This window comes from Kitasatospora sp. NPDC034023, from assembly GCF_055575795.1.
Map to the genome: position 1 here is coordinate 12,216 of NZ_JBVIRY010000035.1, position 25,009 is coordinate 37,224.

Below are 25,009 nucleotides of genomic sequence, written 5' to 3' on the forward strand. Positions count from 1 at the left end.
AGGAGGACTGGACCAATGCGTCAACAGGTCTGTACCACTGGGTGGCGGGCGGATGACAGAGTTCAATATCTGCTATCTGTCTGCTGTCGTCTGTTCGTTGTCGCCCGTTATCCGTCCCGTCGTCTGTTATCTGTTCGCCCCTGTCAGCTGGTCCCCGAGCGGGCTGCGCCGATACAGCACCGAGCGGCCGTGCCGGGCCCGGGTGACCAGGCCGGTGGCGGCAAGGACCGACAGGTGCTGGCTGACCGCGCCAGGAGTGACGCCGAGGCGGTAGGCGAGCTCGGTGGTGGAGGCGGGCTCGGCGAGCATGGTCAGCAGTCGCGCCTTCGGGGCGCCGACCAGAGCCTCCACGGCCTGCGGCGCCACCGGCGCGCCCTGGCCGGCCATGCCCGCCTGCCCGCGCGCCGGGTAACTGATCTGTGGCGCACGGTCGTTGCTGATCATCGTGATCGCGCCACGAACGAAGAAGGTCGGGCAGAGCACGAGGCCACGCCCGTCCACGGGGGTCTCCACGTCCCCGTCCGCCCAGTCCCGGCTGATCGACAGCACGCCGTTCGCCCAGTGGAGCCGGTGGTCCAGGTCGGCGAAGAGGGCCGCCGCGCCGTGGCGGGCGAGCAACCGGGCGCGGTGGACCAGATCGGCCTCCAGTACCACGCGGGCATGCGGCCACCAGGTGGGCGCGAGACATACCTCCCAGTACTCCTCCAGCGCGTCGGCGATCCGCGCCAACAGCCGCTCCGGGGCGGCCAGTCCGGCGGAGAGCTCGGCGGGCAGCGGCCGGCCGTGCGAGCGGAAGGTCTGTTCCAGTTCGGCGCGCAACTGTTCCGGCGGAAACGCGCGGACGACGGCGAGCTCGGAGCGGAAGTCGGGGGAGGGGGAGGACGGGCGGGGCGTCAGGAAGTCCGGGACGAAGCGGTTCTCGGCGACGAGCGAGAGCAGTAGCCGGGAGTCAAGCCGTTCGAAGGCGGGCCTGAGCTGTTCGAAGGTCCGGGTCTGGAGGTGGTAGACGCCTGGGTGGGTCCACATCCGCAGGCTGAGCACGGCCTCGTGGATCGGGGAGGCGGCGAACCAGGTGGTGGCGAGGTCGGCCAGACGGAGGGTGAACCGGTGCACGAGGGCAGTGTCCTTCTCTTCGGCCTTGGCCGGGGGTGGGGAGTCCGGCTTCGGATTTAGCCAGAGCCTAAAGGAGTACCGAGACCGCGTCGGCGGCGGTGGGATCGTCACATGACCACCCCGACGGCGGAGTCCTCCGCACCTTCCCCGGCCGTGCCGGAAAGCCCCGGTGCCACCGGAGCCGTCGCCGCTGTGCGGCGGCGCCTGCACCCCGACCCGACGGTCCGTCGACTGGCCGGGATCACCCTCGTCAACACGCTGGGCAACGGACTCTCCCTTTCCGTCGCGGTGCTGTTCTTCACCCGGGTGCTCGGTCTGAGCGCCGCCCAGCTGGGCCTCGGGATGACCGCCGCCGGCCTGTGCGGGGTCGCCGCGAGCGTGCCGGCCGGCCGGGCCGCCGACCGCTGGGGCGCCCGGCGGGTGCTGGTGGTGCTGGTGTCGGCGCAGGCGGTCGGCACCGCCGGGTACGCGCTGGTACACAGCTACCCGGCCTTCGTGGCACTGGCCTGCCTGGTCTCCGCCGTCGACCGGGGCTCCGCCGCCGCACGGAACGCGCTCTACGCCCAGGTGCTGCCCGCCGACCGTCGGGTGGCGGGCCGGGCGCACCTGCGGGTGGTGACCAACATCGGGATCTGCCTGGGTACGGGCCTCGGTGCGATCGCACTGCAGGTCGACACCCGGCCGGTCTACCTGACGGCGATCCTGGCCGATGCCGCCTCCTTCGTGGCCGTTGCCGTGCTGTTCCACCGCCTCGTGGTTCCGCAGCGTCCGCGGGTGGCCGAAGCACCGGTGGCCGAAGGGCCGATGGTCGAAGGGCCGGTGGTCGGGGCGTCGGCGGCCGAAACGTCGGTGGTCGGATCGTCGGCGTCCGACCCGTCGGCGAAGACCGGCATCCCGGACCCGTCGGACCCCTCGGGCAAGGGCGTCAAGCAGGGCCGACAGCGGAACCCGGCGCTGCGTCACGGCCCGTTCCTGGCCGTGACGGCGCTGAACGCCCTGCTCTGCCTGCAGTTCGCCGTTCTGGAGGTCGGCGTGCCGCTCTGGATCGTCCAGGAGACCGACGCGCCGCGGATCACCGTCGCGGGCACCCTGATCGTCAACACCCTGCTGGTGATCGCCCTGCAGGTACGGGCCACCCGGGGCACCGAGGAGCGGACGGGGGCCGCCCGGGCCTGCGGGCGCGCCGGACTGGTGCTCGCCGCCTCCTGCCTGGTCGTCTCCCTGGCGCACGGCCTGCCCGGGATCGCCGCGGCCGTGGTGGTGCTGGGCGGGATCGCGCTGCAGTCGCTCGGTGAGGTGGTCGCCCAGGCGGGCGGCTGGGCACTCAGCTACGACCTCGCGGGCGAGCGCGACCACGGCGCCTACCAGGGCGTGTTCAACGCGGGCATGGCGGCGGCGATGATGGCCGGTCCGGCGCTGGTCAGCACCCTGGTGATCGGGTACGGCATGGTCGGCTGGGTCGTCCTGGGTGCGGTGCTGGCGGCGGCCGGCCTGGCGATGCGCCCCGCCGTCCGGTGGGCCGGTCGGCGGGACGCGAGACTCGGGGCCGCGTGAGACCCGGCGGCTCCGCCCGTCTACTCGGGGAGGACCGCCAGTGCCTCGATCTCGATCAGCACGTCGGGCCTGAACAGCGCCACCACCTGCATCGCGGACGCGGCCGGCAGGGGCAGGGCGCCCAGGTACTCGTCGCGGGCTTCGCGGATGGCCGCAAGGTAGGCGATGTCCGTCATGAAGAAGGTGAACTTCACGACGTGCTCGAACCCGGCCCCGGCAGCGGCCAGGCAGCGTCGGAGGTTCTCGAAGACCTGCCGCGCCTGCGCCTTCGGGTCTCCCACGCCGACCAGGTTCCGCTGCTCGTCGAAGGCGACCTGGCCGGACACCTGGACCAGTCGGCCGGTGCCGGTCACGACCTGGGTGTAGCCGGTGCCGGGCGCGACCCCGGGCGGTTCGGTGAGGTGGGTGAGGTGAGAGGTGGTCATGCCGCGGATCTTGGGCCATGATCCGCGGGGGCCGCAAGCCCGGGCTGCGTACGACCGCCCGGCCTCAGCGCACCACCTCGGGCAGTTCGCGCAGGAACGGACGGTCGGTGGAGGGGAGTTGGGCGGCCGGTCCGCCCGAGCGCAGCACCACATCGAGGATGGCGTCCGGGTCGGCGGCGTAACCACCGCTGGCCCAGGCGGCGTTGGCCTCCACGACGGCCCAACGGCCGTTCTCCGTCAGCCCGACGTCCACCACGGCCGCGCTCGGCAACGGCGCCTCCGCCGCGGAAGCGGCCAGGACATCGCGGGTGAACGCGAGCACCTCGGCGGACCTTCCGTCGGGCAGCTCGGCAGACGTACCGGCGGGCACCTCGGTGACCTCCCCGGCAGACGTACCGTCGGGCACTCCGACGGCTACCAGGGGCGCGACGGACAGCTCGCCGTCCACCGCGTACCGCGAGCCCGCCCGCACCGCGCCGTCCAGCACGAACAGCCGATACTCCGCGCCGAACCGCACCACTTCGCTCACCAGCACAGGGGTGTCACCGTCCAGCACCGCGGGCCCGGGCAGCGCGCCGCCGTCGGGGTAGACCCGGGCGGCGAACAGCTTGTCCACCGGCGGCTTGACGAAGGCCGGGCGCCGCAGCCGACGCGCCTCGGCCAGGGTGGTGGAGGTGACCCGGCGCCCGGTCAGGGCGAGCGGTAGCCGGGTCAGCCAGTCGGCGGCCGGTTCCAACAGGCCGAGTCCGAGCTCCCGCCCGACGGCGTCGCCGAACAGCGGCCCGCCGTACACGTGCACCCGCGTGCCGAGCAGCTCGCGCGGGGCCTGCCAGGACGTCGCGACGCACGCCCGCAGGCCGCGGCGTCCGGCGGAGGTGCGCAGCTGGAGACCCGTCTCGTTGATACGCGGTGCGAGGAGCAGGACGGGGGTGTCGGTGGTCATGGCGACGATGCTGTCGTGGACGAGGCGGCCGTGACCACCGGATTCCGGCCTCTGCACGCGGTCCGTCCGCTTCGGCCGCGCGGACGGTCGGTTCGGGTGCCGCGGCGGGTCGGTCCTGGTCGGAGCACGGTCACCCTGGGCGAAGTACGGGTCGGCCCCGGTCGGGCGGCGGGCCGGCTCCGTCACCGGTTCCGCACGCGGAGCCGTGGGCGCGGCAGGTTGGCTCTGGCCGAGGGGCGGGTGGGCGTGCCAGAGTCGTCCGGGCGCGGTCCGGGCACCCCGGACCGCGCCCGCAGTCCGACCCACCCTCAGCCGGAAGGCAGGCCCCGCCGATGACCAGCGCCGAGCCCCTCGTCCGCGTCAGCACCGCCGACGCCGTCACCACGCTCACCCTCGACTCGCCGCACAACCGCAACGCGCTCTCCACCCGCCTGATGGCCGAGCTGCACGCCGGGCTGGCGGCGGCCGCGGCCGACCCGGAGGTCCGCGCCGTGGTGCTCGGGCACACCGGCAAGGTGTTCTGCGCGGGCGCGGACCTCTCCGAGGCGACCGGCGCGGACCCGACGGTCGGCCCGCGCGGCCTGGTCGAGCTGCAGCGGGCGATCGTGGACTGCACGAAGCCGGTGATCGCCGTCATCGACGGGCACGTCCGGGCGGGCGGCCTCGGCCTGGTCGGCGCGGCGGACCTCGCCATCGCCGGACCGGCCTCGACCTTCGCCTTCACCGAGGTCCGGCTCGGCCTCGCGCCCGCCGTTATTTCGCTGCCGCTGCGCCCCAAGCTGGAGCCGCGCGCCGCCTCCCGCTACTACCTCACCGGCGAGGTCTTCGACGCCGCCGAGGCCGCCCGGATCGGCCTGATCACCAGCGCCACTGCGTCCGCTGAGGACACCGGCGTCGTGCTGAAGGGCCTGCTGGACGCGCTGCGCCAGGGCTCCCCGCAGGGGCTGGCGGAGTCGAAGCGGCTGGCCAACGCCGACGTGGTGCGCTCCTTCGAGCGCGACGCCGACGAGCTGGTGGAGCTGTCGGCACGGCTGTTCGGCTCGGCGGAGGCGCAGGAGGGCATGCGGGCGTTCCTGGAGAAGCGGCCCGCGCGCTGGGTGCGCTGACTGCCGGGTTCGACGAGCGCCGGGTTCGATGAGCGCCACGACGGCGTCCGGGGCGTCGCGACCGTGTCGGGGCGTCGCGGCCGTGCCCACCCCGGGCGCCACGACGGTGTCCGGGGCGTCATGACCGTATCCCCGGCGTCGCGACCGAGTCCCGGGCGTCTCGGGGGTCGCGACTAGCCGATCGCCGCCGCGTTCCGCCAGAGGTCGAGCAGGTCCCGGTCGCCGGTCGGCTGGACCTGCCGGGCCTGCTCGGCGGGCAGCCGGTTCCACAGCAGCAGGTAGAGCTCGCGGGCGGGGCCGGTGAGGGTGAGGTCGGCCGGTTCGGTGCTCTCGTCGGTGGTGACGGCCGGCGGCTCCTGGGTGATCGTCAGACGCCAGGTGCCGTGGCCGTCGGTCGCCCGGACCTGGAGGGTGCGCGGCCGGTCGCTGCGCAGCGTGGCCCGGCTGCGGGTCATGAAGCCGCGTACCAGTTCGTCGATGCCGTCCAGGGCGAGCGCGGTGCCCACGGACGGTCCGGGCACCCCGGCCGCCGCGTCGGTGTCGTGGCGGTGGATGGCGGTCTCGTGCGCCTGGCGCCGGGCCCAGAACGCCAGCGGGCTGGGCGCGGGCAGGAAGGTCCAGCACTCGACGTCGGCTGGGGCCTTGACGAGCGCGTCCACCAGGGTGGCGTGGCCCTCGCGGAACCAGTCGACCAGCGCGGCGTCCGAGGGCATCGGCCCGACGGCGGCCTCCACGCCCGCTTCGTCCAGCGGCGCCGACAGGCCTCGGGACGGGATGGCGGTGGCCCAGCGGTGCACATGGCCGACGTGCCGCAGCAGGTCGCCCAGCTGCCACTCCGGACAGGTGGGGACGGGGGCGGACAGGTCGGTACGGGCGGCGGCCTCGGCGAGCAGAGTGCCCTCGTGGCGCAGCGCGTCGATGTGTTCGGTGATCTTCATGGGACGGAGTCTTCCACTGCGGACCGCCGCCGGTCGCGGGTTTCGGACGTTCCTTCGGGTGGCCGGAGCAGGGGGAAATTCCGTCGTGGTGGGCTCGACGGCAGCGTGAATCGCAGCCCCGCAGTCGCCCGGACTGCTGGTGACCCCGTGCGGCGGTCGGGGCGGGAGGGGCCGGTGTGATGTTGACCGCCCGGCGGCCGGGCCTCGGCTACGGGCCGGTAACGTGAGCGCATGCCGATAACCCGTTCCCTCGTCTCCGCCGTCCGGGCGGGCGGCCGCCGTGCTGCCGGGCGCCTCGTCCACCGGGGCTGGCGCTGGGTGCAGAGGACCGGCGCGGTCACCAACCAGAGCCCCGGCCCGTACCGGTTCGGCGAGCTGGGGGACGGGACGAGCCTCGCTTTTCCCCTCGGGGCGGTGTTCAACGAGCAGTGGATCACCATCGGGCCGTTCTCGATCATCGGTGAGCGGGTCACCATCAGCGCCGGGTTCCTGCCCGGCCTCGACCTCGGGCCGGAGCCGATCGTGCGGATCGGCGGCGGCTGCGTGATCGGCCGGGACAGCCACATCGTCGGGCACCAGTCGATCGTGCTCGGCGACGACGTGTGGACCGGGCCCGGCGTCTACATTTCCGACCAGGCGCACGAGTACCGGGCCACCGATCTGCCGATCGGCAAGCAGTGGCCGCGCAACGAGCCGGTGGAGATCGGCGCGGGCAGCTGGATCGGCACCGGCGCGGTGATCCTGCCGGGGGCGCGGATCGGCCGCAACGTGGTGGTCGCGGCGGGCGCGGTGGTGCGCGGCGAGGTGCCGGACCACAGTGTGGTCGCCGGGGCGCCGGCCAAGGTGGTCCGCCGCTGGACCGAGGAGGAGGGCTGGCAGCCGCCGCTGCGCCACGAGGCGCCCCAGCCGGTGCCGGACGGCGTGACGGCGGAGCAGCTTCGGGCCCTGGTCGGGTGGGACCTGCGGCTCCCGGGGGAACAGAGCTGACCATCGCTTTGTCGATCTTTTAGACGGAGCAGCCGTTTTCCTGACGATTCGTCGGCTAGGGTGCCGTTCGTTCGATCTTGATCGACCTATAGAACGGGGGACTCCCATGCGCAACCGTCTCGTCGGCGGCCTCGTCACCGCCGGAATCGTGCTGGCGGCCGGGATCGCGACCGCGCCCGCCGCCTCGGCGCAGGCCTCGCAGTACTGCGGCTACACCAGCGCCCAGCCCACGCTGCGGTACGGCAACACCGGTGACGCGGTGAAGCAGCTCCAGTGCGAGCTCAACCACGTCTCGTACTCGTCCGGGAGCGCCTGGCTGGACGAGGACGGGGCCTGGGGCAACGCGACCGACGCGGCCGTCTGGCGGTTCCAGAGGTGCGCCGGCATCGGGCAGGACGGCATCGTCGGCCCGCAGACCTGGGACAGGCTCAACAGCCAGGTGCTGACCCACTCCGCTCTCGGCTGCTGAGGTCCGGGTTCCCGGGGCTCTCGGGACTCCCGGGCTCCCTGGCCTTCCGGGTCTCTCGGGCTACCCGGGCTACCCGGGCTCCTCGGGTCTCCTTCTGAGGCTCTCGGGCTTTCCGGGTCTCTCGGACCGGACTGCTGAGCGGGGCTTTCCCGTCAGTGTCCGCGCTGTCGTCGGCACCCGTGCTGTCGCCGTCTCGTGAACGGCGGTGACGCGGGTGCCTTGCGCTGTCCGGGGGTGGGTGCCACCAGGCAGGTGCGGTGTCCAGGGTGGATCGGAACTACCGTGCGGGGGAGTCCTGTTCGGCGGTCCGTGCGGCGATGGCGGCGGTGATCCGCAGGGCGTCGGCGGGGCGTGCCGGGTCCAGGCCGGTCAATGCGGCGACCCGGCGCAGCCGGTAGTCGACGGTGTTCGGGTGCAGGTGCAGCGCGCTCGCGGTATGCCGGCGGTTGAGGCCTCCGGCGAGGTGAGTGCGCAGAGTGGTGAGCAACTCCCCTGCTTCCGCCAGGGGTTCGAGCAGCGCGGCGAGCCGGGCGCGGGCCTGGCTGGGCCGGGTGAGCTGGTACTCCAGCAGGACGTCGTCCAACCGGTGCAGCCCGGGTGGTCGCCCGAACGCCCGTGCGACGTCGAGGACTTCGTACGCGAGGGCAGCCGCTTCGGGCACCTCGGCGGGTACAGCGGTGGCGGCCCCGGCCAGGACGGGCGCGCCGGCGGCCCGGGCCGCCGCGGCGAGGGTGGCGGCGAGTTGCGGCCAGGGGTCCTCGGAGTCGGCGTCGGGCCGTTCCGGCGACGCGGACGAAGCGGATGGCGCGGACGACTTCGGGAAGGTCAGGGAGGTCAGGGGAGTCAGGGGGGCCGGGGTCGTTGGGGGCGCCGGGCGCTTCGGCGACGGGTTGAACGGGACGAGGACCAGTCCGCCGGAGGGTGTCAGCGCGGTGAGCGCCGACTGCCGGGTGCGGTGGTCGAGTTCGGTGCCGAGTCGGCGCAGCTTACGGCGGGCGGCGACGCCCGGGTCGACGCCGGGTGAGTGTTCGTCGGGGTGGTCGGCGACGGACAGGCAGAGCACGGCGTAGCGGACAGGCAGCCGGAGCCCGGCACGCGCGGCGGCCTCGTCGGCGGGGGCGCCCGCGAGCAGTGCGGTGAGCAGGGACTGCCGGGCCGCGCACCGCCGGTCGGCGGTCGGGCGGCGTCCGTCCAGGTAGCCGGCGCCGGCTGCGGTGGCGGCCTGGCGGAGCTGGTCGAGCAGCAGCCGGTTGAGGACCAGCAGCTCGGTGGCGTCGCCCTCCCGGGCGTGCCGGGTGACGAACTCCCAGCAGATTTCCAGCCCGAGGTGGTGGGCGAGCAGGACGGCGTCCAGTGGCAGGCCCTCTTCGGCGCGCCGGGCGGCGGACTCCCGGACGGCGGTGAACTCCTCGGCGGGGGCGGGGAGTCCGGTGCGGATGGTGTGGGCGAGCGCGCGGATCCGTCGCTCGGTGTCCCGGGTGAGTTCACCGGTGAGCTGTTCGCGGGGCAGGCGGCGGTAGACCGGTACGCGGTCCAGCAGCGCGGTGACCACGGCCTGGGCCAAGTCGTGGACGCCGCGCAGGAGTCGCTGGTCGGCCGGGAGGCCGCCGATCACCGGGACGCGCCAACCCGGTGCCTGCGCCGGGGTGTTTGGGGGCGTGCAGTGGGGTGCGTTGTGACCGGTCACAGAGAACACCGTCCAGGTCTGGGGAACGCCCAAGGGCCGGGCCGGAGGGGCGACCGCATGATGGAGCCACTCGGGTTACCTGTTGGTAACAAACTTCAGCTGTGGAGGCAACAGTTGAGAACCCCACTTCTCCGCCTCTCCGCAAGTCCCATGCGCCGTAAGCTCGGCGGCACGTTCGGCGCCGCCCTGCTGGCGGGGGCACTGCTGGCGGGCGCGACGGCGGTGCCCGCGAGCGCGGCCCCGACCGTCGCCGCTCCTGCCGGGTCCGCTGCTGCCGCCCGTACCGCCGCCGAACTGCCGCCCGACGGCGACACGGTGGCCTCGCCGCCCGGCGCCAACGACTGGGGCTGCCGGCCGACCGCCGCCCACCCCAACCCGGTCGTCCTGGTGCACGGCACCTTCGCCAACCGCTACGAGAACTGGCTGGCGCTCTCCCCGCTGCTGAAGAGCCTCGGGTTCTGCGTCTTCGCCCTCGACTACGGGACCATCCCCGGCATCACCTCCACCGGCAGCGGCCTGCTGCTCCCGATCGGAGGTCTCGGCGCGGTGCCCGAGTCGGCGGCCCAACTCGCCCGCTTCGTGGACCTGGTGCGCACCGCGACGGGAGCGGCCAAGGTCGACATCGTCGGCCACTCGCAGGGCGGCATGCTGCCGAACTACTACCTGAAGTTCCTCGGCGGCGCCTCCAAGGTGGGCAAGCTGGTCGGGCTGGCACCGTCCAACCACGGCACCACGCTCGACGGGATCGTCAACCTCGCGCCGTACTTCCCTGGCGTCGCGGACCTGATCTACACCGTCTGCCAGGCCTGCCGGGACCAGGCGGTCGGCTCCGACTTCAACAAGACGATGGCTTCCCGGCCGGACACCGCGCCGGGCGTGAGTTACACGGTGATCTCTACCGTGTACGACGAGGTCGTCACCCCGTGGCGGACCCAGTTCCTGAACGGCCCGGGCGTCGACAACGTGGTGCTGCAGAACCACTGCCCGGTCTCGCTCGTGGAGCACGTCGCGATCGCGTTCTCGCCGACGGCGCTGCACCTGGTGACCAACGCCCTGGACCCGGCGCACGCCACGCCGGTGCTCTGCGGCTGAACCGGCAACGGCGCTCCCGCCTCCGGGATCCGGGGGCGGGAGCGCCGTCGTTGGTCGGTGCGGTGTTCGTCGGCGCGGTGTTCGTCGGCGCGGTGTTCCCAGTGGGTGGGGCGTGCTTCAGTGGCGCGCGCGGAAGGTGATGACGGCGGTGACGCCGTCCGGGCGCAGCTCGTGCGTGCCCGGCGCCTCGAGCAGCGCCGCGTCGTAGCGGGCGAGTTCGACGGCCTCGGCGCCCTCGATGACGGCCGAGTCCGTGAGGCAGACGAGGAGGACCGTGCTTCCGGCCGACACCTCGACGACCGCGGGCACGGTGGCCAGGTCAACGGCGGCCTCGACCCGCCCGCGCCGCGTCATCACGTTGAAGTCCACCACCGGGCCGGCCAGCAGCCGGCAGTCCGTGGTGGCGTCGCCGGAGAACGGGAACGGCCGGAACGGTGTGTCGACCAGCTGCTCGACACCGTCGACGGTGAGCGCCATGCCGGCGCCGTCGACCAGGGTGATCACCCGGTCGATGCCGGGGAACGGGGAGAACGGTCCGGCCGAGGCCACGTCGGCCAGGCTGACCCGCCAGTCGAACGCGTCGAGCCCGGATCCTGCCGGGAATCCGGCGACCTCCCTGGTCACCCCGCCCCCGTTGAGCCACGCCATCGCCGGGCGCTCGCTCGCCCGCAGTACCTGGAAGCGTTCGCTGGTCGTCATGGCCCCGCATCCTGCCACTGCTCGGGCGGTATTCGACAGCGGGGGGAGGCAGTAGACAGATGACAGCTGACAGATGTTGAAATCTGTCAGCTGTCATCTGTCGTCTGTTACCTGTCTCCCGTCGTCTGTCACCCGCAGCCCATCACCTCTCACCCGTCACCTGAACCGCCGCCTGACCGACAGCGGCAGGAGTGCCGCCGCCGTCGCGGCGACCGCGACCGTGGTGAGGGCCAGCGGCAACCCGGCCGCGTCGGCGAGGAAGCCGATCACCACCGGGCCGATCAGCATCCCGCCGTAACCGAGGGACGAGGCGAGCGCGACGCCCTGCGGGCCGCCCGCCTCTCCGGCCCGGGCGATGGCGAGCGGAAAGAGGTTGGCCAGGCCGAGCCCGACCAGGACGAACCCGCAGATCGCCAGCGGTGCCACCGGGGCGAGGGCGGCGACCAGCATCCCGGCCGCGGCCGCCAGTCCGCCGAGCAGCATCAGCCGGGTCTGCCCGAGCCTGATGGACAGCCAGGTGCCGCCGACCCGCCCGCCCGCCATCGCGAACGCGTACGCGCCGTAGCCGGTCGCCGCCACCGCGGAGCTCGCGTGGACGTCGTCGGTGAGGTGGAGGGTGGTCCAGTCGGCGATCGCGCCCTCGCCGTACGCGGTGCACAGCGCGGTGACACCGAGCAGCAGCACCAGAAGGCGGGCAGGCGTACGGCCCGCGACCGTGCCACTCCCGGGCGTGGCCGCACTGTTCGCCGCACGGCCGTCCGCCGCACCACTGGCTGCCGTGCCAGGGGCTGCCGCGCCACTGGCTGCTGCACCACCGTCCGCCGCGCCACCGTCCGCCGTTGCGCCCGCCCGGCCGGGTGCGATCAGTGGTGCCGCCGGGCTGCGCATCAGCACGACGCCCGCGCCGATGGTGACGGCCATGCCGAGCAGTCCGCTGAGCGCGAGTGCCCACGCGGTGCTCAGGGGGCCGGCGAGCAGGCCGCTGACGCCCGTACCGAGCAGTCCGCCGAAGCTGTACCCGGCGTGGAAGCTGGGCATGACCGGCCGCCTCAGCTGCGCCACCAGATCGACGGCGGCGCTGTTCATGGCGACGTTGGCCCCGCCGTACCCGGCACCGAAGAGCAGCAATGCGGCGCCGAGCGTGGTCACCGAGTGGGCGTGCGCGGGCAGGAGGACGGCGAGGCTGAGCAGGGCCAGCGAGCCGACGGTCACCGGACGTGAGCCGTACCGCAGGCAGAGTCGTCCGACCGCGGGCATGGTGATGATGGCCCCGACCGACAGGCAGAGCAGGGCGAGCCCGAGGGCGCTGTGCGAGGCGCTGACCTGGCTGCGGACGTCCGGGATGCGGACCACCCAGGCGGCGAAGAGGAAACCGTCGACGGCGAAGAACGCGGTGAGCGCGATGCGTGCGGAGCCCCAGGGGCTGTCGGTCATCGGGGGTGTGCTGCGAGACTGGGAGGAGGGGAGGTCCGGTCTGGGATGGGCGCGGATTTTGTTTCGAAGCGGCACAAAGTCACAATAGGGGCGTGCAGCTCTCACCATCAAGCCCGAGGCCCGGCACCGGGAAGGACCCCGACGCGCAGCGCGACGGCCACCGCCGCGCGGCCCCCGACCGTGGCCGGACGCTGCTCGGCCCCGCCCTCTCGCTGATCCACACCGGCCAGGCGCCGACCCGCTCGGCGCTCACCCGCGCGCTGGACGTCACCCGCGCCACCGCCGGCGCGGTCACGGCCGAGCTGGAGGCGCTCGGCCTGATCACGGTCGACTCGCGCCCGGCCGGCGGCGGCCGCGGCCGCCCCTCGCACCGGCTCGCGATCGACCCGCAGGGCCCGGTCGTGATCGCCGGGCAGATCCACGCCGACGGGCTGAGCGTCACCCTGGCCGGCCTCGGCGGGCTGCTCGACCCGCCCGTGCACCTGCCGCTGCCCGCCGCCACCGACCCGGTCCGAATGCTGCGCGCCGTCGCCGAGGCGGGTGCCGACCTCGTCCGTGCGACCGACCGCCGCTGCCTGGGCGCCGCGCTCGCGCTGCCCAACCCGGTCACCGAGCCGGACGGCACCGCGCTTGCCGCGCTGCACTTCGCCTGGCCCAGCGGCACCCCGGTCGCCGACCTCTTCGACGTCGAGGTCGGCCGCGCCGACCACGGCCCGCACGCGCTGCGCCCGCTGCCCGCCGCGATCGCCAACGACGCCAACCTCGCCGCGCTCGCCGAGTACCGGCACGGCGCCGGGCGCGGCGCCCGCCATCTGCTCTTCGTCACCTCCGGCCACCGCGGCGTCGGTGGGGCGCTGGTGATCGACGGCCACCTGCACACCGGCAGCGCGGGGCTCGCACTGGAGGTCGGCCACCTCACCGTCGACCCGCAGGGCCGTCCCTGCATGTGCGGCAACCGCGGCTGCCTCAACTCGGAGACCGACCCCGACGCGCTGTTCGCCGCCGCCGGGCTCACCCCGGAGCCGGGGCGCCCGCTGCTCGACCAGGCACGCGAGCTGTGCCGGGCCGCCGCCACCGACGACCGGGCGCGCGCGGCGGTCGAGCACGTCATCGACCGGCTCGGGCTCGGGCTGGCCGGCGTCGCCAACATCCTCAACCCCGACCGCGTGGTCCTCAGTGGCCTGCACCTCGACCTGCTGAAGGCCGCGCCCGCGCGGCTGCGCGCGGTGGTCGCCGAGCGCAGCCTGTGGGGACGCAGCGGACGGGTGCCGATCGTCGGCGCGGAGCTGGCGCACGGCGCGCTCGCGGGCGCGGCCGAGCTGGGCTGGGGGCCGTACCTCGCGGATCCGCAGTCGGTGCCCGTCCAACTCGGCTAGGTCGTCCAGCTCGGCCAGGTCGTCCAGCCGGGCTGGGTCGTCCAGCCGGGCTGGGTCGGCTGGGCCCGGACGACTGGGTGGGTCGTGTCGCAGAGGCCATAGGTCGCAGAGGCGATAAGCGGAAGCTGGGTCTTCGAAAACGGTCACTTATCGTGACACTCGTACACTCGTAGTGAGCAGTTGGGGGGACTACGAGGAAGAAGCGACCAATGAGCACCCAGTCCGGCGCCGAGCGCGGCATCGAGCACGACCCCCGGTCCGGCATCGAGCCGACCGTCGACGTCGACCGCTCCGACCAGGACTACCGTGCCTGGCTCAAGGAGGCGGTGCGCAAGGTCCACGCCGACGCCAACCGCTCCGCCGACACCCACCTGCTGCGCTTCCCGCTGCCGGCCGAGTGGGGGATCGACCTCTACCTCAAGGACGAGTCCACCCACCCGACCGGCTCGCTCAAGCACCGGCTGGCCCGCTCGCTCTTCCTCTACGGGCTCTGCAACGGTTGGATCCGGCCCGGCAAGCCGGTGATCGAGGCTTCCAGTGGTTCCACCGCCGTCTCCGAGGCGTACTTCGCCCAGCTCATCGGCGTGCCGTTCATCGCCGTCATGGCCAAGAGCACCAGCCAGGCCAAGATCGACCTGATCCAGTTCCACGGCGGCGAGTGTCACCTGGTCGAGCGTTCGGACGAGGTGTACGAGGCGTCCGCCCGGCTCGCCGAGGAGACCGGCGGGCACTACATGGACCAGTTCACCTACGCCGAGCGGGCCACCGACTGGCGCGGCAACAACAACATCGCCGAGTCGGTCTTCGCCCAGCTGCGCCTGGAGCCGCACCCCGAGCCGGCCTGGATCGTCGCCACCGCCGGCACCGGCGGCACCTCGGCGACCATCGCCCGCTACGTGCACTACATGCAGTACGACACCCGGATCTGCGTGGCGGACCCGGAGAACTCCTGCTTCTTCGACGGCTGGGCGCACCACGACCCGGACGCCGTCTGCGACAGCGGCTCGCGGATCGAGGGCATCGGGCGACCCCGGATGGAGCCGAGCTTCGTCCCGGGGGCGATCGACCGGATGATGAAGGTGCCGGACGCCGCGTCGATCGCCGCCGTGCGGGTGCTGGAGCAGGTCCTCGGGAAGAAGGCGGGGGCCTCGACCGGGACGGGCCTGTGGAGCGCGCTGCGGATCGTCGCCGAGATGCGCGAGGCCGGGCGGACCGGCAGCGTGGTCGGGCTGATCTGCGACCCGGGGGACCGCTACCTGGACAAGTACTACTCGGACGACTGGCTGGCCGGCGAGCGGATCGACATCGCGCCCTACCGGGCCGCGCTGGAGTCCTTCCTCGCCGGCGGTCCCTGGGCGGGCTGACACCGCAGCCGGTCCGACCTCAGGGCGTTCGTTCGGTCCGGTGTTCCGGCGCTCCATCGTTCAGCCGGTCCGGTGGTCCGGCATTTCGACGTTCCGTCAGGCTGCTTGCCGGGTACCCCGGTCGCGGCGCTCGGTGAGCAGCAGCCCGGCCGCCACGGCGACCCCGACCGCTGTCGCGCCGTGGATGCCGAGCGCGGCGGCGGTCGAGCCGTGGTGGGTCAGCACGGTGATGGCATCGTCGGCCGGAATCAGGACGTCGACGAGCAGCAGCCAGCCCAGGGCCCGCCGTTGGCCGGTGAGCAGCAGGACCAGCGGGGCGATGCCGGAGGCGAGGTCGCGGATGCCCTTGGTGCCGAGGAACGCGGCGGCGTCGCCGTGCGGCCACTCGGGCAGGCCGAAGCCGGAGGCGACGCTCTCCGGCGTGACCAGGAAACAGATGCCGATGTAGCCGATGCCCACGGCGACCAGCACGGCCAGCGTGGTGGCGATCAGCGTACGGGCACGGCCGCCGGTGCCGGTGGCGGCGACGCTGGTGACAGTGCTGGTGGTGGCGGTGCTGTTGCTGGTGATGGTGATGGTGCTGGACATGGCTCCCCCTCGGGTTTGATGGCCTCGCGTTGCTCTGCGCTCCGACTCCTAGCGTTGCTAGGAACAGGAACGAAGCTAGCATAGTCGCTGCTCCGATATCTAGCGCTGATAGGATTCGAATATGTCGATTCACCAGCGCCGCGAGAGCGAACGCGTCGAACGGCGCCAACTGATCATCAGGATCGCCCGGGGGCCGGCCGAGGCGGAAGGCTGGGACGCGGTGACGATCCGTCGGCTGGCGGAGTGGATCGATTGCAGCCGGCCGGTGCTCTACCGCCACTTCGTGGGCACGCCGGAGATTGTCGCGGCCGTCGCGGAGGAGGGCTTTCGCGGAACTCGCCGTAGGCCTGCGGGCAGTTGTTGCCGAGGCGGACGGGCCGCCGGCTCCGGTCGGACCCGGCGGAGGGGCGGGTGGAACTGCTGGTGCGGCGGCTTTAGGGGTGGCGGGCCTCGGGTCGAGTGGATGGGCGACGGGCGGCGAACAGATGTCAGATGACGGATGACAGATTTCAGACTCTGTCAGCTGTTGGCTGTCATCTGTTCGCCGCCACCCGTCAGCTCTCGGCCGTCAGCTGTTAGCTGTCACCCGTCACCCGTCACCCGTCACTTGTCCGCTTGCCGCCGGATCACCGCCCGGCCGCCCGCGAGGTCGATACCGGTGCGCTTCGGCGCGCCGTCGTGCTCGTCGTCCCGCAGCACCAGCTCGACCCGTCGCTGCTCCAACTGCACCCGCTTGCTCGGGTAGAGCAGCGCGTGCAGTTCCTCCGTAGCGGTCGCGCCCGCGCCGCGGCCGCCGGACGGACCCGTCGCCGGGCGGGCGCGCAACCGCCGTACCGCCGCGCCGAGGAAGAAGAACGCCACCAGCCCGGCCGGTAACAGCAACCCGCCCGCCGCGCCCGTCAGAAGCATGCTCATGCCCGCCTCAACGGCCCGGCGCGGCCGACGAGTTCCCTGGCGGCGGCGCTACGGCAGGGGCGCCGTCGGCAGGTCGGCCGGGACGAGCAGCTGGAGTTCCTCGGTGGACGGGTCGGCGAGGTGGGCGATCCGTACCGCGTGCCGCTCGACCATGGTCTCGAAGACCTGCCGAGCGGTGCGCCCGTTACCGAAGTTGGGGCCGCGCTCCAGCCCTCCGAAGTGCTCCAGCAGTGCCATCTCAGTCCCCTCGGAGAGTGCGTACTCGTGCTCCGCGCATTGCGCCCGGGCGATCTCCAGCAGCTCCTCCGCCGTGTAGTCGGGGAATCTGATGGTACGTGAGAAGCGGGACGAGACACCGGGGTTGGCGGACAGGAAGCGCTCCATTTCGGCGGTGTAGCCCGCCACGATGACGACCACCTCGTCCCGGTGGTCCTCCATCAGCTTGACGAGGGTGTCGATCGCCTCGCGCCCGAAGTCCCGCGCGCCGTCCTCGGGGGCGAGCGCGTACGCCTCGTCGATGAAGAGCACGCCGCCGCGCGCCCGGTCGAAGGCGGCCGCGGTGCGGATCGCGGTGGAGCCGATGTGCTCGCCGACCAGGTCCACTCGGGCCACCTCGACCAGGTGTCCGCGCTGGAGTACCCCGAGTGAGGCGAGGATCTCGCCGTAGAGCCGGGCGACGGTGGTCTTGCCGGTACCGGGGGCGCCGGTGAAGACCAGGTGCCGGCGCAGCGACGGCGCCTTGAGCCCGGCCTGGCGGCGACGGCGGCCGACCGAGATCAGGTCGATCAGGGTGCGCACCTCCTGCTTCACCGTGGCCAGCCCGACCAGTGAGTCCAGTTCGGCGAGCGCCTCGTCGGCCGGTCGGCAGTCCGGGATCGGGGCGATCGCCGACGAAGCCGAGGCCGGGGCCAACGCCGATGCAACGGCGGCTAGTTGGGAGGTGCGAGGCGACGGTACGTCCGCGCCCCCGAACGGTGACCCGAGCGCGGAACCCGGCCCGGAGCCCGGTCCCGACCCCAGCCCGGACCCCAACCCGGGCCCCAGTCCGGAACCGCGCCCGGAACCGCGCCCCGACCCCAGCCCGGAGCCCGGCCCCGGTGCCGCCGCGACGTCGTCCGACGTACACCCCTCCGCGACCGGCCCCGGCTCGGAGAACTCGAACCCGGCCCGCTCGTTCTGCTCCGCCCGGCACCGGATGAGCTGCGTCCGGCAGCCGTCGATGATGTGGAAGCCGAAGCCCTTGCCGTGCGAGACCCGGCAGTCCTCGAAGGTGCCCCGCCCCTGCGCCGAGACGTACACCCCGGCGTCCGTGCTGGCCCGTACGGTGCAGTCGCGCAGCACCGGGTCGGCGCCCTTGGTGACGATCACCCCGGTGGACACGTCGGAGATCTCGCAGTCGGTGAGCAGTCCGCCGCTGCCGTGGTCGCGGAACCAGAGTCCGGTGCCCGCCTCCTGCACCCGGCAGGCGGCCAGGGCGACGGTGGCTCCGCCGCTGACCGAGACCGCCGAACTGCGGATCCGGCTGAACGAGCAGCCCTGGGCGGTGGCGGCGGAGTCCCGGTCGAGGACGAACAGGGCGTCCGGCAGGTCGTGCAGCGAGCAGTCGGTGAGGGTGAGCCGGGCGCCGTCACTGACCCACAGCGCCGGGTACTCGCCGGTCGAGCCGTGGATCTGGCAGGCCTCGGCGGTGGCCTCGGTGCCCTGGTCCCAGACCGACAGCGCGCCGCGGCCGAAGTCCCGTACGGTGCTGTGCGCGAGGCTGAGCCGGGAGCGTCCGCGCAGGTCGGCGCCGTTCTCCGGCAGGTCGTGCACCCGGCAGCCGGTGAGGACCAGCTCGGCCTCGCCGTCCAGGGTCAGCCCGTTGCCGGTGACCCGGTGGATCTCGCAGTCGACGAGTCGCCCGCCCGCCTGCGCGTCGGCCTGCACTCCGCTGCCGCGGATCTCGTAGATCTCGCAGCCGGTCAGCTCGGCCGCGCTGCCCGGGTCGGAGAGCAGCACGCCGGCGCCGGAGGCGTGGTGGACGCGGCAACGGTCCAGGACGGCGGTCGCGCCGCCGAGAACGGCGAGTCCGGCCTGGCCGGCGGCGGCGACCTCGCAGTCCTCGAAGGCGGCGGCGGTGCCCTCGCCGCGCAGCCGCAGCCCGAGCCCGCCGGGGTTGGCGACCACGCAGCCGCGCAGGGTCGGCCGGGCGCTGTCGGTGATCTCGATCCCGGCGGCCGAGCGGGTCTCGATCCGGCAGCCGCTGAACGACGGCGTCGCCTCTGTGCCGGTGACCAGGACGGCGGGGGTGGAGCTGTCGCCGCCCTCCACGACGAGGTCGCGGACGGTCGCGGCGGCGGTGACGGTCAGCGCCACCCCGGAGGGCGGCTCGATCCGCACGGTGCCCGGGCCCTGGGCCGGGACGATCGTCACCGGCTTGTCCAGCAGCACGTTCTCCCGGAAGGTGCCCGGCCGGACGGTCACGGTGTCGCCCGCTTCGGCGGCGGCCAGGGCCTCCGCGAGCGTTTCGTACTCGCCCGCGCGGCGACGCCAGCGGGATGCGCTGTCCTGGGTGACCCGGACCCTGTGCTCAGCCATGACGGTCTGTCGTCCCCACCTTCGTCGAGCAGGCGTTCAACGGGCCGAACGCGCGGAGGTGCGCGGGCGGCCCGCCCACCGTAGCGCGCTCACATGGGTGGTTCGGCCGCCCGCTGTCGCGCGGACACCGGTAGAGCCCACCGCCGCCACAGGTTCCGACCACTTGTTCAACGAGCGCGCACAGCGGTGGTTCCGTGCGGCGGCGGCTCCACAGAACGGCTCCACAGAACGGCCCCATGAAGCGGTTCCATCAAGCGGTTCCATCAAGCGGTTCCACACATGCGATTCCACAACGTGGTTCCACAACGCGGTTCCACGAAGCGGCGGCTCCGCGCGGGCAGGACGCCCCCGGGGCGCGGCTCGTGCTCAGCGCCCGTCGGCCGGCCAGTGCGCCCCGTCCTCCAGCACCTCGACCTCGTCGCCGAGGCGGAGCGTGCCGAGCACGTCGCCTTCGACGCCGGCCGGCCGCTCGGGGATCAGGTTCTGCCCGAAGGCGGCCGTGCGCAGCAGCCGGTGGTGCCGGGCGAGCGTGCGCAGCGGTTCCTTGCCGCGCCGTTCGCCGGTCTCCTGGTCGGTGGTGGTGATGATGCAGCGGCCGCAGGGCTTGACGACCTTGAAGGTGAGTTCGCCGATCCGGATGCGGCGCCAGCCGTCCTCGGCCCAGGGCTCGGAGCCGGTGACCACCACGTTGGGGCGGAAGCGCTCCATCGGCAGGGTTTCGTGTTCGTCCGGGTGCTCGGTGGCGATCAGCTCGTTGAGCCGGTCCAGCGACGCGGTGGTGGTGACCAGCAGCGGGAAGCCGTCGGCCATCGAGACGGTGTCGCCGGGCTCGCTGTACTCGGGGTCGGCGGGGCGGGCGCGCGGGTCGTCCAGGTGCACCAGGCGGTAGTCGCCGAGGTGTTCGGCGATCCACTGGTGTGCTTCCTTGGCGGCTTCGGCGGCGTGGAAGCGGGTGCCCCAGACCTCGACCTCGGCGAGCGGGTCGCCGGCCGCGACGGCGGGGGCGGGGACCTCGATCCGTGAGCCGTCGGGGGCGGTCAGCGTGAGTGAGCCGTCGGGCAGGAGTGCGGGCCGGATCTGTCCGAGGGCGGTGTTCTCGCGCTGGCTGACGAAGCGTCCGGTCGGGTCGGCGAGCATCCAGCGGCGGTCTCCGGCCAGGCCCCAGGGATGGACCGGGGCGGTGTCCGGGCTCAGGCGGTACATGGACTTGACGGGGTAGACGTGGAGTCCGGTGAGCTGCATTCCCCCATCCTGCCAGCAGGGTTGCCGCCGCATGCAGGCCCCCCATATGCGCACGGACCGCCCGGGACGCCGTGGGGGGCGTTCCGGGCGGTCCGTGGATGACCCGTTCTCCGTTCGCCCGGCGTTCAGGGGTCGCCGGGTGCTGCTCAGGTGGTGCGGGTGTGGCCGTGTGGGGGACGGCCTCGGGGTGTCAGCGGTTCAGTAGCCCTGGCCCTGCGACTGGTAGCCGCCGTTGACCTGCCCCGCTGTGTTGAAGGAGCCGTGACCGGCCTCGCCGTACGGGCCCGGGCGCTGCGGCTGCATCGGGCGGACCGGCGCGACCGGCGCCATGGCCGGGCGCAGCTGGGCGCCGCCGAAGGACTGGTCGCCGCCCTGGCCCTGGAAGCCGGGGCCGCCCGCGGTCGGGCCGCCGAAGGACTGCGGGCCGCCGAAGCCCTGCTGGCCGCCGAAGCCCTGCTGGCCGCCGAAGCTCTGCGGACCGCCTGGCTGGCTCTGGCCGAAACCGCCCGGGCCGCCGCTCTGCTGCGCGCCGAAGGGCTGCTGGCCGGCCTGGCCACCGATGAAGGTGTTCTGGCCGCCGAAGCTCTGGCCGCCGGTCGGCTGGTAGCCGCCGCTGGCGGTCTGGGTGAAGGCCGGCGAGCCGGGCTGCGGTCGCTGGTACGGCTGGGGGGCGCCGTAACCGGGGACCGACGGCTGTGGGGAGGCGTACGCCGGCGCGGGCTGCGCGGGGATGTACGCCGTGGAGGGGCCGCTGCTCGGGCCGGGGCCCAGGGCGAGGCGGGCGGGCGGCAGCGCGGGGAGGTTGCTGCCGGCGCTCTCGTACCCGTTGCCGTACCGGTTCTCGTAGGACGGGCCGAGGCCGGATCCGTAACCGGACGACAGTGCCGGCGGCAGGGCGGCCGGCACGTTGATGGGTGCGATCTGGGGGACGCCGCGCTCAGCCACGAGGCTGTCGTAAATCGGCGTGCCGGAGGAGAAGGACGGAGAGGGGTAGCCGACTCCGTCGTAGGAGCGGGGCGAGGTCATGGGGCATACGGTAAGCCCACAATGCGCCTGCTGAGGAGAGCGGGAGGGGGAGCAGTTCGAGTGTTTACACAGTCTTCGCTCGCACAAAGGTTTCGAAAGTAGTAAGAACGGACATTCCGGAGTCTGGTTCCGGACAACCTTGGCGCCCTGTCAGTGATCGAACAGTGGCCGGACGGCGCCGCTGGACGGCCGTGCGGTGACCGGCCGGTGGACGGTCCAGGGCCCTGCGGAGAAACTTTTGCGGGCAGGGCGTGCGCTGGCGCATTCGAGCCCCCGCCGAGGGTGCGACGGGAGCTCGTGAATGTTTCGGGAATAAAGATCCCGTCAGCGCGCTGACCGCCTGGTTCGAGGCCCGTCGGACGGCGGTCGCAGGTCCGGGCCGACGGTCGCCGCTACGGTTCCGCAGGTCAGTGCGACTGCAGCGCCTGGGCCTGCGCGGGCAGACCCGGCTTGCCGACCTCCGAGGTGCAGAACGAACAGCGGCTCGCGGCGGCCGGGATCGAGCTCAGGCACTCCGGGCAGTCCACCTTCGCGGCCGGTGCGGGCGTGGCCGATTCGAAGCGCGTCTGCAGCTTGCCGACCGGCAGCACCACGGCGAAGTAGATGACGGCGGCGGTCAGCACGAAGCCGATCGCCGCGTTGACGAAGAGGCCGTACGGGAACCGGGTGCCGGCCACCTCGAAGGTCTTCTGGGTGAAGTCGCCGACGGCTCCGGACGCGACGCCGACCAGCGGGGTGAGGAAGGCGCTGACGAACCCGGTGACGACGGCGGTGAAGGCCGCGCCGATCACGATGCCGACCGCGAGGTCCACCACGTTTCCGCGCAGCAGGAAGCTGCGGAATCCCTTGAACACCGGGTGACTCCAAATCCGTATGAGGAAGGGGGAGATGGGGCAGTGCTGCGGCGCCCCGGCCGGACATCCTGCCGAGCGGCCCGGGCCCAGGTCCAACCGCGTTCACCCGAACCGCGTAACCGCCTCGGGGTCGGGTGGTGGCCGCCCGGGCGGTGCCCGGGCGCTCCGCGTACCGCCCTATCGGGGGTCGGGCGGCCGGATAACTCGACGGTGTGACGCGGAGATTGACACGAGACTTGACGCGGAACCCGGTGCTGCCCCCGGCCTGCCAGGACGCCAGGACGCCAGGACGCCAGGACGCCAGGACGCCAGGACGCCAGGACGCCAGGACGCCAGGACGCCAGGACGCCAGGACGCCAGGACGAGGGGGCGGAGTCGGTGAGGCGCGACGGAGGCGAACCGGCGCGACGGAGGCGAACCGGAGCGCGGCAGGGGGTGAGACGGGGCGCGTGGTGGTCGTAACCGGCGCACGACGGCGGCTCTCTGGCGCACATCGGGTGTACAAGCGCGGGCGGATGGGCCACCATCAGGTTGCGCGAAGGGGCTGTCCCGGGCGGAGCACTGTGCCAAGGTCGGTCCATGCCCGACCATATGTCGGCCGATCCGGCCGGAACCCGTCCGCGTGTCCTGCATCTGATCAGTGATACACGCCGCGGGGGTGCCCAGAACTTCGCCCGTGACCTCCACCGGGAACTGGGCCGCCGGGGCCAGTCCTCCGCGCTGTGCGCCCTCGCCCCGCACCCGGCCGTCCGCCGCGGCGCCGCGGAGGCCGATCCAGGGGACTGCCCCGATGCCTCCGGCCTGCGCAGCGCCGCCGTCCTGGGCCCCGGCCGACTTCGCCCGACCACCCTGCGAGCCCTGCGTTCCGCCGCGTGCGCCGCCGACGTCGTGCTCGCCCACGGCTCCGACACCCTGGCCGCCTGCGCCCTCGCCATGGCCGGGACCCGGACCCCGTTCGTCTACGTCTCCGTCGGCCACCCCCGCTACTGGACCGCCACCCGGTTGCGCCGGGTGCGCGGCGGCGCGCTGATGCACCGCGCCGCCGCCGTCACCACGCTCACCGACGAGGCGCGTGCCGTCCTCGAGGAGCAGTTCGCACTGCCCGACGGCAAGGTGCACGTGATCCCCAACTCCCGTGCCGCCGAGAGCTATCCGCCCGCCGACGGCCGGGACGACCGGCGCGCCGCCCGGCACGCGCTGGGCCTGCCGGCGGACGTCCTGCTGGTCGCCTGGATCGGCGCGATAGCGCCCGAGAAGCGGCTCGACCTCGCCCTCGACGTGCTCGACCGCCTGCCCGACGTCCGGCTCGCCGTCGCCGGGGACGGCCCGCTGCGCGAGACACTGGCCCGCCACCCGGCCGCCGCCCGCGCCCACTTCCTCGGCCCGTTGCCCGACCCGGCCCCGCTGTACCGCGCTGCCGACGCACTGCTGCTCACCAGCGACAGCGAGGGCGTTCCCGGCGCGCTGATCGAGGCGGCACTGGCCGGAGTGCCCGCCGTCGCCACCGATGTCGGCTGGGTCCGCGAGGTCGTCCGGGACGGCGCCACCGGCGCGCTCGTCGCCCCCGGCGACCCGCTCGCCCTCGCCGAGGCGCTGGGCAAGGTGTTGGCGGTCAACCGCGCGGGCCTCGGCGCGGCGGCCCGGGCGCACGCGCTGGAGCACTTCGAGCTGGGCGCGGTGGTGGACGCCTGGCAACGGCTGGTCGCCGAGGTGTGGACCGCGGGTACGGAGCCGACCAACTGACGCGGGACGGGCCGGCCGTCTGACGCGGGACGGGCCGGCCGACGCGTCGGCCCCGGGTACGCCGTTCGGGCGAATCCCGGCCTGCCGCCGCGCACCGACTCGCCGGTAGCGAACCGTCACCAGCACACTGCCCGGTGTGAACTCGAAGTCGCTGCTGCGGTCCACCGTCCTGCTCGCCGTTGCTGCCGGGATCGCCGCGTCCCCGGTCCAGGCCGGCGCGGCGATCCACCAACTCCCTTCCGAGGGTGCCAAGTTCGTCAGGCTCGACCACCCGCAACCGGTGCGCGAGAGCGCCCGGACCGAGGCGGTGGAGTTCTTCTGGTACGACTGCGACCACTCGCAGGCGCTCGAACAGCCCCTGCAGGCCTGGGCCGAGAAGCACCGCGACGACGTCTCGCTGCGCCGCGTCCCGGCGATCTGGCCGGGCAGCCCGGACGAGGGTGTGCAGCGCGGCCATGCGCGGATGTACTACACGCTGGAGCGCCTCGGCATGGTCGAGCGTCTGCAGACCAGCGTTTTCCGTGCCGTCCACGACGAGGGCGCCGACCTCACCACCGAGGCCGCCGCCACCGACTGGGCCGTCCGCCACGGCATCGACGCCCAGCTCTTCGGCCAGGCCTACCGGTCCGCCGAGGTGCGCCAGTCGGTCGACGACGCCGCTGCCGCGTTCACCAGCTACGGCATCAACGAGCTGCCGACGGTCATCGTCCAGGGCGAGTACCGGACTTCGCCGACGAAGGCCGGCGGCGTCGAGGCGATGCCCGAGGTGCTGGACTACCTGGTGCAGCAGGAGCAGCTGAAGAAGGACTGAGCGCCACGGTGTCCGTGGCGATGGGTCAGCTCGCTCATGTGCTCTCACTCGCAGGCCTTGCCTAAC

The 25,009-nt window shown here is 73.3% G+C and carries 23 protein-coding genes; 10 read left to right on the forward strand and 13 right to left on the reverse strand.

All coding sequences use genetic code 11. The features are described from left to right. Positions 1 to 126: 126 nt before the first annotated feature. Positions 127 to 1,113, reverse strand: coding sequence for an ArsR/SmtB family transcription factor (locus ACZ52R_RS34465; RefSeq protein ID WP_465664653.1), 987 nt, complete (start codon positions 1,111 to 1,113; stop codon positions 127 to 129). Positions 1,114 to 1,224: 111 nt separating this feature from the next. On the opposite strand from ACZ52R_RS34465, the gene ACZ52R_RS34470 reads away from it, so the two are divergent. Continuing rightward, positions 1,225 to 2,667, forward strand: a complete 1,443-nt coding sequence (locus ACZ52R_RS34470) for an MFS transporter (RefSeq protein ID WP_465754777.1) — start codon at positions 1,225 to 1,227, stop codon at positions 2,665 to 2,667. 20 nt (positions 2,668 to 2,687) lie between these two features. On the opposite strand, the gene ACZ52R_RS34475 is transcribed toward ACZ52R_RS34470, so the two are convergent. Together ACZ52R_RS34475 and ACZ52R_RS34480 are read right to left on the reverse strand one after the other, a co-directional pair. Then, the gene (locus tag ACZ52R_RS34475; RefSeq protein WP_360509818.1) at positions 2,688 to 3,092 is read right to left on the reverse strand and encodes a RidA family protein; all 405 of its coding nucleotides are present in this window, start codon (positions 3,090 to 3,092) and stop codon (positions 2,688 to 2,690) included. A 64-nt stretch (positions 3,093 to 3,156) separates the two neighbouring features. Beyond that, positions 3,157 to 4,035: an ATP-grasp domain-containing protein gene (locus ACZ52R_RS34480; protein ID WP_465754778.1), complete on the reverse strand. Its 879-nt coding sequence runs from the start codon at positions 4,033 to 4,035 to the stop codon at positions 3,157 to 3,159. 332 nt (positions 4,036 to 4,367) lie between these two features. On the opposite strand from ACZ52R_RS34480, the gene ACZ52R_RS34485 reads away from it, so the two are divergent. Next, positions 4,368 to 5,141 (forward strand): enoyl-CoA hydratase family protein, encoded by a 774-nt coding sequence (locus ACZ52R_RS34485; protein ID WP_360509820.1) that lies wholly within the window; start codon positions 4,368 to 4,370, stop codon positions 5,139 to 5,141. 173 nt (positions 5,142 to 5,314) lie between these two features. Here ACZ52R_RS34485 and ACZ52R_RS34490 read toward each other — a convergent pair whose 3' ends face one another. After that, positions 5,315 to 6,079, reverse strand: a complete 765-nt coding sequence (locus tag ACZ52R_RS34490; protein WP_465754779.1) for a maleylpyruvate isomerase family mycothiol-dependent enzyme — start codon at positions 6,077 to 6,079, stop codon at positions 5,315 to 5,317. 231 nt (positions 6,080 to 6,310) lie between these two features. Between ACZ52R_RS34490 and ACZ52R_RS34495 the strand changes: the two genes are divergently transcribed. Further along, positions 6,311 to 7,066, forward strand: coding sequence for an acyltransferase (locus ACZ52R_RS34495; RefSeq protein ID WP_360504982.1), 756 nt, complete (start codon positions 6,311 to 6,313; stop codon positions 7,064 to 7,066). A gap of 106 nt (positions 7,067 to 7,172) precedes the next feature. Beyond that, positions 7,173 to 7,535, forward strand: a complete 363-nt coding sequence (locus ACZ52R_RS34500) for a peptidoglycan-binding domain-containing protein (protein ID WP_465626499.1) — start codon at positions 7,173 to 7,175, stop codon at positions 7,533 to 7,535. Between the two features lie 277 nt (positions 7,536 to 7,812). Here the strand turns inward: ACZ52R_RS34500 and ACZ52R_RS34505 are convergent, their stop codons facing one another. Continuing rightward, entirely contained in the window at positions 7,813 to 9,222 is a 1,410-nt protein-coding gene (locus ACZ52R_RS34505; RefSeq protein WP_465754780.1) for a PucR family transcriptional regulator, read from the reverse strand. A gap of 150 nt (positions 9,223 to 9,372) precedes the next feature. Between ACZ52R_RS34505 and ACZ52R_RS34510 the strand changes: the two genes are divergently transcribed. Beyond that, a complete protein-coding gene (locus ACZ52R_RS34510) occupies positions 9,373 to 10,314 on the forward strand; it encodes an esterase/lipase family protein (protein WP_465754781.1) in 942 nt (313 codons plus the stop codon). A gap of 117 nt (positions 10,315 to 10,431) precedes the next feature. Here ACZ52R_RS34510 and ACZ52R_RS34515 read toward each other — a convergent pair whose 3' ends face one another. Both ACZ52R_RS34515 and ACZ52R_RS34520 read right to left on the reverse strand, forming a co-directional pair. Beyond that, positions 10,432 to 11,013 (reverse strand): HutD/Ves family protein, encoded by a 582-nt coding sequence (locus tag ACZ52R_RS34515; RefSeq protein WP_465664648.1) that lies wholly within the window; start codon positions 11,011 to 11,013, stop codon positions 10,432 to 10,434. A gap of 156 nt (positions 11,014 to 11,169) precedes the next feature. After that, complete coding sequence (locus tag ACZ52R_RS34520; RefSeq protein WP_465754782.1) at positions 11,170 to 12,447, reverse strand: MFS transporter; 1,278 nt, start codon at positions 12,445 to 12,447, stop codon at positions 11,170 to 11,172. Positions 12,448 to 12,638: 191 nt separating this feature from the next. Here ACZ52R_RS34520 and ACZ52R_RS34525 point away from each other — a divergent pair, with 191 nt between their 5' ends. Next, positions 12,639 to 13,823, forward strand: coding sequence for an ROK family protein (locus ACZ52R_RS34525; protein WP_465754802.1), 1,185 nt, complete (start codon positions 12,639 to 12,641; stop codon positions 13,821 to 13,823). A gap of 209 nt (positions 13,824 to 14,032) precedes the next feature. After that, the gene (locus ACZ52R_RS34530; protein WP_465754783.1) at positions 14,033 to 15,187 is read left to right on the forward strand and encodes a PLP-dependent cysteine synthase family protein; all 1,155 of its coding nucleotides are present in this window, start codon (positions 14,033 to 14,035) and stop codon (positions 15,185 to 15,187) included. A gap of 96 nt (positions 15,188 to 15,283) precedes the next feature. On the opposite strand, the gene ACZ52R_RS34535 is transcribed toward ACZ52R_RS34530, so the two are convergent. After that, positions 15,284 to 15,775, reverse strand: coding sequence for a DUF4267 domain-containing protein (locus tag ACZ52R_RS34535; RefSeq protein ID WP_465664645.1), 492 nt, complete (start codon positions 15,773 to 15,775; stop codon positions 15,284 to 15,286). 121 nt (positions 15,776 to 15,896) lie between these two features. On the opposite strand from ACZ52R_RS34535, the gene ACZ52R_RS34540 reads away from it, so the two are divergent. Next, on the forward strand, positions 15,897 to 16,271 hold the full coding sequence (locus ACZ52R_RS34540; RefSeq protein WP_465754784.1) for a TetR/AcrR family transcriptional regulator: 375 nt from the start codon (positions 15,897 to 15,899) through the stop codon (positions 16,269 to 16,271). A gap of 107 nt (positions 16,272 to 16,378) precedes the next feature. Here ACZ52R_RS34540 and ACZ52R_RS34545 read toward each other — a convergent pair whose 3' ends face one another. The 5 genes from ACZ52R_RS34545 to mscL all read right to left on the reverse strand — a co-directional run bounded on the left by ACZ52R_RS34545 (position 16,379) and on the right by mscL (position 22,389). Then, positions 16,379 to 16,690, reverse strand: a complete 312-nt coding sequence (locus ACZ52R_RS34545; RefSeq protein ID WP_465664643.1) for a DUF6191 domain-containing protein — start codon at positions 16,688 to 16,690, stop codon at positions 16,379 to 16,381. A 48-nt stretch (positions 16,691 to 16,738) separates the two neighbouring features. Continuing rightward, entirely contained in the window at positions 16,739 to 19,267 is a 2,529-nt protein-coding gene (locus tag ACZ52R_RS34550) for a right-handed parallel beta-helix repeat-containing protein (RefSeq protein ID WP_465754785.1), read from the reverse strand. 366 nt (positions 19,268 to 19,633) lie between these two features. Then, positions 19,634 to 20,509, reverse strand: coding sequence for an MOSC domain-containing protein (locus tag ACZ52R_RS34555; protein WP_465754786.1), 876 nt, complete (start codon positions 20,507 to 20,509; stop codon positions 19,634 to 19,636). 198 nt (positions 20,510 to 20,707) lie between these two features. After that, a complete protein-coding gene (locus ACZ52R_RS34560; protein WP_465754787.1) occupies positions 20,708 to 21,535 on the reverse strand; it encodes a DUF6643 family protein in 828 nt (275 codons plus the stop codon). A gap of 407 nt (positions 21,536 to 21,942) precedes the next feature. After that, positions 21,943 to 22,389 carry a large conductance mechanosensitive channel protein MscL gene (mscL, locus tag ACZ52R_RS34565; protein WP_360504963.1) on the reverse strand — a complete coding sequence of 149 codons (447 nt, stop codon included), beginning with the start codon at positions 22,387 to 22,389 and terminating at the stop codon, positions 21,943 to 21,945. A gap of 579 nt (positions 22,390 to 22,968) precedes the next feature. Here mscL and ACZ52R_RS34570 point away from each other — a divergent pair. Next, positions 22,969 to 24,132 carry a glycosyltransferase gene (locus ACZ52R_RS34570; protein ID WP_465754788.1) on the forward strand — a complete coding sequence of 388 codons (1,164 nt, stop codon included), beginning with the start codon at positions 22,969 to 22,971 and terminating at the stop codon, positions 24,130 to 24,132. Between the two features lie 136 nt (positions 24,133 to 24,268). Next, the gene (locus ACZ52R_RS34575) at positions 24,269 to 24,943 is read left to right on the forward strand and encodes a thiol:disulfide interchange protein DsbA/DsbL (RefSeq protein WP_465754789.1); all 675 of its coding nucleotides are present in this window, start codon (positions 24,269 to 24,271) and stop codon (positions 24,941 to 24,943) included. Positions 24,944 to 25,009: the final 66 nt, after the last annotated feature.